The following is an 11,018-nucleotide window of genomic DNA, read 5'->3' on the forward strand; positions in this document are numbered from 1 at the left end:
ACGTCGTCGAACGCGGCGGCGAAGACCGGGTACGCGGCGGCGAGTTCGGCGCCCATGCCCAACCGCTGCGCCCCCTGACCCGTGAACAGGAACGCCAGGCCGCCGGTGTCGGGGGTGCCGGTGACCAGGTTGGCGGCGCTGCCGCCGGCGGCCAGCGCGGTGAGGCCGTCGAGGAGTTCCTGCCGGTCGGCCCCGGCGACGGCGGCCCGGTGGGTGAAGGAGACCCGGCCCGCCAGGGAGCGGCCGACGTCGGCGACCGCCAGGTCGGGGTGGGCGGTGAGGTGGTCGTGCAGGCGGCGGGCCTGGTCGCGCAGGGCCTGCTCGGAGCGGGCCGACAACAGCCACGGCACCACCGGCGGCGGCGTGCTGCCGGCGGCGGCCTCCGGGGCGGCGGCGGGCGGCTCCTCGATGATCACGTGCGCGTTCGTCCCGCTGACGCCGAACGAGGACACCCCCGCGCGGCGCGGGTGGCCGTTCGGCTGCCACTCGGCCGCCTCGGTCAGCAGCGCGACCGAGCCCGCCGACCAGTCCACCTTCGGGGACGGCTCGTCGACGTGCAGCGTGCGCGGCAGCAGCCCGTGGCGCAGGGCGAGGACCATCTTGATGACGCCGCCGACGCCGGCGGCGGCCTGGGCGTGGCCGATGTTGGACTTGAGTGAGCCCAGCCAGAGCGGTTGTTCGCGGTCCTGGCCGTAGGTGGCGAGGATGGCCTGGGCCTCGATGGGGTCGCCGAGGGTGGTGCCAGTGCCGTGGGCCTCGACGGCGTCCACCTGGTCGGGCGTCAGGCTGGCGTTGGCGAGCGCGGCGCGGATCACCCTTTGCTGGGAGGGCCCGTTGGGGGCGGTCAACCCGTTGGAGGCGCCGTCCTGGTTCACCGCCGAGCCACGCACCACCGCGAGCACCCGGTGGCCGTTGCGCCGTGCGTCGGAGAGCCGCTCGACCACCAGTACGCCGACGCCCTCCGCCCAGCCGGTGCCGTCGGCGGCGGCGGCGAACGACTTGCAGCGGCCGTCCGGCGACAGCCCTCGCTGCCTGGAGAACTCGACGTAGAGGCTGGGCGTGGACATGACGGTCACGCCGCCGGTCAGCGCGAGTGAGCACTCGCCGGAGCGCAGCGCTTGCACGGCGAGGTGCAGGGCGACCAGCGACGACGAGCAGGCGGTGTCGACGGTGACCGCCGGCCCCTCCAGCCCGAACGTGTACGCCACCCGGCCGGAGGCGACGCTGCCGGCGGTGCCGGTGCCCCAGAACCCCTCGACACCGTCGGGCACCGCGCTCGCCCCGGCGGCGTAGTCGTGCGTCATGAGGCCGGCGAAGACGCCGGTGGGTGAGCCGCGCAGTGCGTCCGGCCGCAGGCCGGCGTTCTCCAGCGCCGCCGAGCAGGTTTCCAGGAAGATCCGCTGCTGCGGGTCCATCGCCAGCGCCTCGCGAGGGCTGATGCCGAAGAACTCCGCGTCGAACCCGGCCGCGTCGAGCAGGAAGCCGCCCTGGTCGACGTAGCTGGTGCCGGGGGTGTCCGGGTCGGGGTCGAACAGGGTGTCCAGCTGCCAGCCACGGTCGGTCGGGAAGCCGGTGATGCCCTCGCGGCCGTCGACGAGCAGCTGCCACAGCTCGTCCGGCGAGGTGACGCCGCCGGGGTAGCGGCAGGCCATGCCGACGATCGCGATGGGCTCGTCGGTGGGTCGGGCGGCGACCGTCGCGGCGGCGGGTCGCGGCTCCTCCTCCCGGCCGCCCAGCTCGCCCCGCAGGTACTCGACGAGGACCTCCGGGGTGGGGTAGTCGAAGGTCAACGTCGCGGGCAGGCGCAGGCCCGTCGCGGTGTTGAGCCGGTTGCGCAACTCGACGGCCATCAGCGAGTCGAAGCCGAGCTGACGGAACGGCTCGGATACGGAGACGGCGTCCACGTCCGGCTGGGCGAGCACGGTCGCGACCTGCGTACGCACGATGTCGAGCAGCAGTCCGCGCTGCTCCTGTTCGCTGCGGCCGGCCAGCTCGCGGGCCAGCGCGGTGGCGCCCGGGCGGGTCGCGGTCTGCCGCCGCCGCGGCACCCTGGCCAGGCCGTGCAGCGGGGGCGCGGCGTTCGGCGCGGCGCGTACCGCGGCGACGTCGATGGTGACGGGCGTCAGGTGCGCCTCGTCGGAGCGGCACGCGGCGTCGAACAGCGCGAGCCCCTCCTCGACGCTGTGCGCGAGCAGACCGCCGCGCGCGATCCGGGCCAGGTCGGCCTCGCCGAGCTGGCTGGTCATCTCGCTCTCCTGCGCCCACAGGCCCCAGGACAGCGAGAGTCCCGCCCGGCCCGCGGCCCGTCGCTGTACGGCCAGGCCGTCGAGGAACGCGTTCGCCGCCGCGTAGTTCGCCTGCCCGGCGGTGCCGATGACGCTCGCGACGGAGGAGTAGAGCACGAACAGCTCGACGTCGCCGGCCAGCTCGTGCAGGTGGAGCGCGGCGTCGACCTTGGGCCGCAGGACGGCGTCGACACGTTCGGGCGTGAGCGACTCCAGGATGCCGTCGTCGAGCACGCCCGCGGTGTGGACCACGCCCGCCAGCGGCCGGGAGAGCCCGGCGAGCAGCGCGGCCAGCGCCTCGCGGTCGGCGGTGTCGCACGCGACGACGTCGACCGTGGTGGCGCCGAGGGCGGCCAGCTCCTCGGTCAGCTCGGCGGCGCCGGGCGCGTCTCCGCCGCGCCGCGAGACGAGGAGCAGGTGTTCCGCGCCGTGCCGGGTGACCAGGTGACGGGCGAGCGCGGCGCCGAGCGTACCGGTGCCGCCGGTGATCAGGACCGTGCCGGCCGGGTCGAACAGCCGGCGCTCGGCGGCGGCGGAGGCGTGCCGCGCGAGCCGCGGCACGGTCAGCGCCCCGTCGCGGATGGCGAGCTGCGGCTCCCCGGTGGCGAGCGCGGCGGCGAGGGCGCGCTCGGACTTGTCGGTGCCGTCGGTCTCGACGAGGACGAAGCGGTCCGGGTGCTCGGTCTGGGCGGAGCGGACCAGGCCCCACGCCGCGGCGCCCGCGAGGTCGCCGCCGCGGGTGACCACGGCCAGCCGCGCGGTGCCGGCCGCGGCCCGCTGGACCGTCGCCAGCGTGTCGTACAGGGACCGCCGTACGGCGTCGGCGGTGTCGCCCGCCTCGACGCGGAACACCTCGACGTCGGGCGTGCCGGTGCCGGTCGGGGCGCTCACGGGCACCCAGTCCGTGCGGTACAGCGCGGCGGCGGGGCCGCTCGCGCCGGCCAGTCCGTTCGTCGTGACCGGGCGGACCACGACCGCGTCGGCGCTCAGCACCGGGTTGCCGTCGTCGTCGGTGGTGCTCACCCGCAGGGTGTTCTCGCCGGCCGGGGTCAGCCGGACCCGCAGCGCCGAGGCCCCTCGGCGGTGCAGCCGCACCCCGCGCCAGGAGAAGGGCAGCCACGCCCGGCCGGCCTGGTCCCCGCCGCCGGCGACGTGCAGCACGAGCGGGTGCATGGCGGCGTCGAGCAGCGCCGGGTGTACGCCGTAGCGCACGGCGGCCGGCTCGTCCTCGGCGCGCAGGGTGGCCCGGGCGAACAGTTCGTCGCCGCGCCGCCACACCTCCTGGACGCCCTGGAAGGCGGGGCCGTAGCAGAAGCCGCGCGCCAGCAGCCAGCCGTAGAAGTCGCCGACATCGACGGGCTCCGCGCCGGGCGGCGGCCACTCCTCCGCCACCGGGGCCGGCGCGGGTGCGTCGGCCAGCGTGCCCGAGGCGTGGCACGTCCACTCCGCGCCCGGCGTGTGCCCGGCCGGCTGGGAGTACACGCCGAACTCGCGGCGGCCCTGCTCGTCGGGTCGGCCGACCCACACCTGGATGTTGACCCGCTGCTGTTCGGTCATCGTCAGCGGGGCCTGGAGGGTGAGTTCCTCGATCGTGCCGCTGCCGGTGTGCTCGGCGGCGTGCGCGGCCAGCTCGAGGAACGCGGTGCCGGGCAGCAGGACCGTGTCGAGGACGGCATGGTCGACCAGCCAGGGCTGCTCGCGCAGGGAGAGCCGCCCGGTGAGCACGAGCCGGTCGGTGTCGACGACGCCCAGCACCGCGCCGAGCAGCGGGTGGCGTGCCGCGGTGAGGCCGGCCGCGCCCACGTCGCCCCCGCCAGCGGGCCGCAGCCAGTACGACCTGCGCTGGAACGGGTACGTCGGCAGTTCGACGGGCCGGGCGTCGGGGAAGTAGGCGTCGGCGTCGGGGGCGGTGCCGGTGGTGAAGAGGTGCCCGACGGCCCTGGCGAGGGTGTGGGTCTCCGGTTGTCCCCGGCGCATGGTGGCGATGCCGGTGGCGTCGCCGGTGGTGGTGGCGAGGACGGTGTCGGGGCCGATCTCCAGGAAGGTGTCGACGTGGTGGTCGGTGGTGAGGTTCCAGACGGCGTCGCGGAAGCGGACGGCCCGGCGGACCTGGTTGACCCAGTGCTCGGGGGTGGAGCGCAGCGGTCGTCCGTCGACGGTGGAGATCAGCCCGATGCGGGGTTCGTGGTGGGTGATGGACTCGGCGACGGCGCGGTAGTCGTCGAGCATCGGGTCCATCAGGTGCGAGTGGGCGCCCAGCGGGATCGGCAGCCGCTTGGTCTTGTGCCCCAGCGCGGCGAGCTGCTCGGCGGCGGCGAGGGTGGCGGCCTCGTCGCCGGAGATGACCAGGTCGGTGGGGGTGTTGATGGCGGCGATGCCGACCTGGTCGCCGAGGTACGCGGTGACCTGCTCCTCGGTGGCCTGGACCGCGACCATCGCGCCGCCCAGCGGCAGGGCCGCCATGAGCGTGGCGCGGGCGGCGACGAGCTTCGCGGCGTCGGCGAGTGACCAGACGCCGGCGACGTACGCGGCGGAGAGCTCGCCGAGGGAGTGCCCCGCCACGAAGTCGGGGCGGATGCCCCACGACTCGACGAGCCGGTGCAGGGCGACCTCGAAGGCGAACAGGGCGGGCTGCGTGTACGCGAACCGGTGCAGGTCGTCGCTGCGGATGATCTCGCGTACCGGCCGGTCGAGGTGCCGGTCCAGCTCGGCGCAGGCCTCGTCGAAGGCGCTCGCGAAGACGGGGTACGCGGCGGCGAGTTCGGCGCCCATCCCGAGGTACTGGGCACCCGTACCGGTGAACAGGAACGCCAGCCCGCCGGAGCCGGCGGTGCCGGTCAGCACGTCGGGCGCACTCCCACCGGCGGCGAGGGCGGCGAGGCCGTCGAGCATGTCCTGCCGGGTGGCGCCGGTGACGGCGGCCCGGTGGCCAAAGGTGACCCGGGTGGTGACGAGGGACCGACCGACGTCGGCGACCGACAGCTCGGGCCGGTCGGCGAGGTGGTCGTGCAGCCGGCGGGCCTGCTCCCGCAGGGCCGGCTCGGAGCGGGCCGACAACAGCCACGGCAGCACCGGCGGCGCGCCGGCCGGGGTGGCGTCCGGGGCGGAGGTGGCCTCCGGGGCGGCGGGCGGCTCCTCGATGATCACGTGCGCGTTCGTGCCGCTCATGCCGAAGGACGAGACGGCGGCCCGGCGCGGACGGTCGCCGGCGGGCCACGCGACCGGCTCGGTCAGCAGCGCCACCGCCCCGGCCGACCAGTCCACCTTGCGGCTCGGCTCCGAGACGTGCAGGGTGCGCGGCAGCAGCCCGTGGCGCAGGGCGAGGACCATCTTGATGACGCCGCCGACGCCGGCGGCGGCCTGCGTGTGGCCGATGTTCGTCTTCAGCGAGCCCAGCCAGAGCGGTCGTTCGCGGTCCTGGCCGTAGGTGGCCAGGATGGCCTGGGCCTCGATGGGGTCGCCGAGGGTGGTGCCGGTGCCATGGGCCTCGACGGCGTCCACCTGGTCGGGCGTCAGGCCGGCGTTGGCCAGGGCCGCCCGGATCACCCGCTGCTGCGACGGCCCGTTCGGGGCGGTGAGGCCGTTGGAGGCGCCGTCCTGGTTCACGGCGGAGCCGCGGACGACGGCCAGCACCCGGTGGCCGTTGCGCCGGGCGTCGGAGAGCCGCTCGACCACCAGCACGCCGGCGCCCTCGCCCCAGCCGGTGCCGTCGGCGTCGTCGGAGAACGCCTTGCACCGCCCGTCGGGGGAGAGGCCGTTCTGCCGGGAGAACTCGGTGAACGTGTCCGTGCCGGACATCACGGTCACCCCGCCCGCCAGCGCCATCGCGCACTCGCCGGAGCGCAGCGCGCGTACGGCCAGGTGCAGGGCGACAAGCGACGCCGAGCAGGCCGTGTCGACGGTCATCGCCTGGCCCTCCAGGCCCAGGGCGTACGCGATCCGGCCGGACGCGACGCTGCCGTGGGTGCCGGTGATGAGGAAGCCGTCGACGCCGTCGTCCTCGCTGTGCCCGAGCCGGCCGTAGTCCTGCACGTGCATGCCCGTGAAGACGGCGGTGTCGCTGCCGCGCAGCGAGGCCGGCGGGATGCCGGCGTGCTCCAGCGCCTCCCACGCGGTCTCCATCAGCACCCGCTGCTGCGGGTCCATCGCCAGCGCCTCGCGGGGGCTGATGCCGAAGAACTCCGCGTCGAACTCGTCCGCGTCGTACAGGAAGCCGCCGGCGGTCGCGCTGCACGTGCCCGGCCCGTCACCCGCGAACAGCGCCGCGAGGTCCCAGCCGCGGTTGGTCGGGAACTCGCCGACCGCGTCCACGCCCCCCTCGACCACCCGCCACAGGTCGTCCGGGGAGGCGACGCCGCCGGGGTAGCGGCAGGCCATGCCGACGATCGCGATGGGCTCGGTGTCGTCGTGGGCCTCGACGGCGGTCGGTTCCGCGTCGGCCACGCCCAGGCCCAGGGCGTCGAGCAGGTGGCTGGCGACGATGTCGGGGGTCGGGTAGTCGAAGACCAGGCTCGCCGGCAGGTTCAGGCCGGTCACGGCGCAGAGCCGGCTCCGCAGCTGCACGGCGGTGAGCGAGTCGAAGCCGAGCTGGCGGAACGGCGTCTCGACCTCGATCGTCGCGGGCGCCTGGTCCCGCAGGACCTCGACGGTGGCGGCCCGCACGACGTCGCGCAGCAGGCCGAGCCGGTCGGCCTCCGGCACCGCCAGCAGCCGCTCGGTGAGGGCGGCCCGGGTGCCCTCGGGGTCGACCTCGGCGGCCACCACGGGACGCGCGGCGACCACACAGGGCTCGCCCGCCGCCAGCGCGGCGTCGAGCAGGGCGGCACGTCGCGCCACGGGCAGTTCGGCGAAGCCGGGCGCGCTCCACGCCACGGAGACGCCGGGCAGGTCGCGGGCGCGGCGGTGCCGCACCAGCGCGTCGGCGACGGCGGTGTCCCGGTCGCCGGAGAGCAGCACGAGCGCGGTGCCGGCGTGCCCGGGCGTCGCCTCGTGCAGGGCCAGCAGCTCCTCGGCCGTGAGGTCCACCGCCACGACGGTGGTGACCGGCCGGTCGGCGAGCACGGCCGCCAGCGCCACCCGGTCGAACGGCACGCCCGGGTGCACGGTCGTCCCGGCGCCGAGGGCCGCCAGCTCGGCTGGCGCGCCGGCGGGAACGTCGTCCGGCCCCACCAGGACCAGGTCGCGTACGTCGTGGGCCGCCACGAGGTGGCGGGCCAGCGTCGCGTCGTACGAGCGGGCGACGAGCGCGACCGTACCCCGCAGCGGCGCGTCGCCGGGCCGGGCGGGGACGGCCGCGTACCGGGGCACGAGCAGTTCGCCCGCGCGTACGGCCAGCACGTCCTCACCGGCGGCCACGGCGGCGCCCAGCAGGTCCGCGGTGACCTCGTCGGCATCCACTAGCACGAGCCGGCCGGGGCGGCGGAGCTGGTGGGCCCGCGCCACCGCCCAGGCGACGGCCTGCCGGGGATCCGCCGCGTCGTCGCCGTGGACGGCGCCGCGGGTCAGCACGACCAGGCGGGAGTCCGCCGGCCGGTCCTCGTCGAGCGCCCGCGCCAGCAGCTCGGACAGCGCGGCGGGGTCGGCGTAGCTGTCGACGGCCGGCCCGTCGCCGGCGAGCCCCATGGTGAGCTCGGGCGGGCCCGCCACCGACCAGGTGAGCGGGGTGACGGAGGCGCCCGGGCCGGCCTCCTGCCCGTGCGCGGCGGCCGGCTCCCAGCGGAGCGCGTGCAGCGCGTCGTGCCGCGGTCCGGCCACGCAGAGCAGGCGGCCGGGCAGCTCGGCGAGCCGGTGGCGCGCGGGACCGCCGAGGGCGGTGCGCGGGATCTCCCGCACCAGGTACGTCTCGACCGGCACGGCCGCGGCGGGCAGCTCGGCACGGCACGCCGCCAGCAGGCGGGTGGCGTCCACGTCGGAGCCGACCACGTACGCGACGGGTCCGTCGGAGGAGGCCCGGGTCGCCGCGTCGCGCACCCCGGGCACGCTCCGCAGCACGGTGTCGGTGCGGTCCAGCCGCACCCGCTCGCCGCCGACCTCGGCCACGTCGGCCAGCCGGCCGGTGATCGTGAGGTGCCCGGAGTCGTCCCGGCGGGCCAGGTCGCCCGTGCGGTACCAGCCTCCGCGCAGCGCCTCGGCCGTCTCGGCGGCGAGGTCGTGGTAGCCGCCGGCCATCACGTTCGGGCCGCTGACCCAGACCTCGCCCTCCTGGCCGGGGCCCAGGTCGGCGCCCGATCCGGGGTCGACCACCCGCACGCTCAGCCCCGGCAGGGGCAGGCAGCGCCGTTCCGCGTCGCCGTTCGGCCAGCTCACCGCGATCAGGCCGGACGTCTCGGTGGTCACGTAGCCGGTGAGCAGCGGCGCGGCGAACGCGGCCTCGAAGGGCCGGCGCAGCGCGGCGTCCACCGGGCCGACGGCCAGCGCGAGCCGTACCCCCTGCGCGTCCGGGCCCGGCGCGTCCAGCAGGGCCCGGTGCGTCGCGCCGGTGCCCACCAGCACGGTGCTGCCCTGCACGGCGAGCGCGCTCCGCAGCTCGTCCGGGGACAGGCCGCCCGCGAGCCGTACCGACGCCCCCGCCGCGGTGGCGGCGAGGAGCTGCCCGAACCAGGCGTGCACGGGCAGCATCCACAGCACCCGGTCGTCCTCGGCGCACCCGAGTCCGGCCACGTACGCCGCCGCGGCGGCGGGCCACAGCGCGTTGCGCTGCGTGGACAGCACACCCTTGCGGGGGCCGGTCGTCCCCGCCGTGTAGGTGAGGAACGCCAGGTCGTCGAGGCCGGCGTCGTCCTGGGGCGGCGACGACGGTTCGGTCGTCGCCAGCTCCTCGAACGAGTGCGCCCCGCCGTCGTCTCCGCCGTTGACCACGAGGACCGACACCGACACCCGCGCCGCGTTGGCCGCGTCGGTGATGACCGCGTCGGCGCCCGCGTGCTCGACCAGCCGGGCCAGCTCGGCGTCGTCCAGGGCCGGGTCCAGTGGCACGGCGATCCCGCCGGCCCGGACGACGGCGAGGACGCCCTCCACCGCCGCGACGCCGTCGAGCAGGACGACGACCCGGTCCGCCGGCCACACGCCGAGATCGGCGAGGTGGCCGGCGAGGCGCGCCGTGCGTACCGCCAACTCCGCGTGGGTCACGCTCCGCCGTGGATCGGCGTACGCGATCCGGTTGCCGGACCGTTCGGCGTTGGTCCGGAGCAGTTCGGGCAGGGGCTGGAGCAGATCGGTACGCGGCATGGTTCAACAACCTCTTGTCGGACAGGAGTTGCGATGCGGGCCGGGGTGGGAAGCGCTCAGACCGTGACCGGGAGGGACACCAGGGCGGGCACCAGCGGGCTACGCCGGACCTTCAGCGACTCCCGGGGCGCGGCGAGCTTGATGTTCGGGAAACGGGTGAAGAGCTGACGCAGCGCGATGGTGGTCTCCATCCGGGCCAGCTCCGAGCCCGAGCAGAAGTGGGGGCCGCCGCCGAACGCCACGTGCCCCTTGTCCTCGCGGTCGATGTCGAGGACCTCAGGATCGGGGAACCGCTTCGGGTCGTTGTTGGCCGCGGTCAGGTGCAGGAGCACCGTCTCGCCCTTGGCGATCTTCGTGCCGTCGATCTCCAGGTCCTCGGTGGCGAAGCGGCGAAAGCCGTGGTGCACGGAGCCGTGCTTGCGCAGCAGCTCCTCGACGGCCACGTCGAACAGGTCCGGGTCCTTGCGGAGCCGCTCCAGCGTCTCCGGGTTGTCCAGCAGCGCCAGCGCGCCCCGGCCGATCATGCCCGCGGTGGTGTCGTAGCCGCCCAGCATCGTCAGCAGGGCCAGGGCCATCACCTGGTAGACGTTGAGTTCGGGCTCGCCGTCGGCGTTCTTGGCGTGGATCCAGTACGAGAAGAGGTCCTCGCCGGGCTCCTTCGTCTTCTCCTCCCGGACCATGTTCATGAAGTGCGACATCTTCGTGCGGACCATCGCGTTGGTCTCGTTGTCGCCGCTGAACACCAGGTCCGCCCAGTGCTTCAGGTCCTTGCGGTACTCCTCGCGGATGCCGAGCACGTCGCAGACGATGGTGATCGGCAGGATGGCCGCGTACTCCTCGACCAGGTCGCCGCCGCCCGCCGCCTCGATCGCGTCGAGCCGGGCCTCGACCACCTGGTGCACCCGGGGGCGGAAGGTCTCCAGGTTACGGGGGAGGAAGGTGAAGTTGATCATCTTCTTGAGCCGCGTGTGCTCCGGCGGGTCGAGGGTGACGATCGTGCCGGTTGCCTCGCCCTCCGGGAAGCGCTTGCTGCTGAAGTCCCCGTTGCTGTACTCGCGAGGCCGCGCGAGGCGCTTGTCGCGCAGTGCGGAGTAGACCTCGGCGTGGCCGGTCACCAGCCACACGGGACCGTGGTCGTCGAGGCAGGTCCGGTGGACGGTGCCCTTCTCATGCAGTGACGCATAGAGCTCGTACGCCGCGTACGGGCTCGCGAAGTAGTCGTCGTCCATCAGCATCTGATGCCCGTGCGCCGGGCACTTGTTCGCCATGTCGTCCTCGCTGTGGTCGCAGAGCAGGAATCGCCGTCGGCCTCCGATGCGCCAGGCGTCGCGGACCGCGCGCGCCCCTGATGTTGCCCGCAGGCGGTCCACGCTCGGGTAATCGTGGAGGTGATCGTGGTTGGCGTCGGGGCGGGTCAGTGGGTTAGTGCGGGGATCTGGATTTTGGCGTCGTGTTCGAGGATGCGTTGTTGGAGTTCTTGGAGGCTGCGGCCGGGTTCGAGGCCGA

Annotated in this window: 2 protein-coding genes; both read right to left on the reverse strand. The window is 75.2% G+C overall.

Annotation, left to right across the window (positions count from 1 at the left end):
- Positions 1 to 9,512 (reverse strand): SDR family NAD(P)-dependent oxidoreductase (locus AB0G13_RS31660; protein ID WP_357882378.1); only part of this gene is annotated, 9,512 nt, incomplete at its 3' end.
- Positions 9,513 to 9,568: 56 nt separating this feature from the next.
- Positions 9,569 to 10,882, reverse strand: a complete 1,314-nt coding sequence (locus AB0G13_RS31665; protein ID WP_357882381.1) for a cytochrome P450 — start codon at positions 10,880 to 10,882, stop codon at positions 9,569 to 9,571.
- Between the last annotated feature and the right edge of the window lie 136 nt (positions 10,883 to 11,018).

This window comes from Micromonospora sp. NPDC023633, from assembly GCF_040640035.1.
GTDB lineage: Bacteria > Actinomycetota > Actinomycetes > Mycobacteriales > Micromonosporaceae > Micromonospora.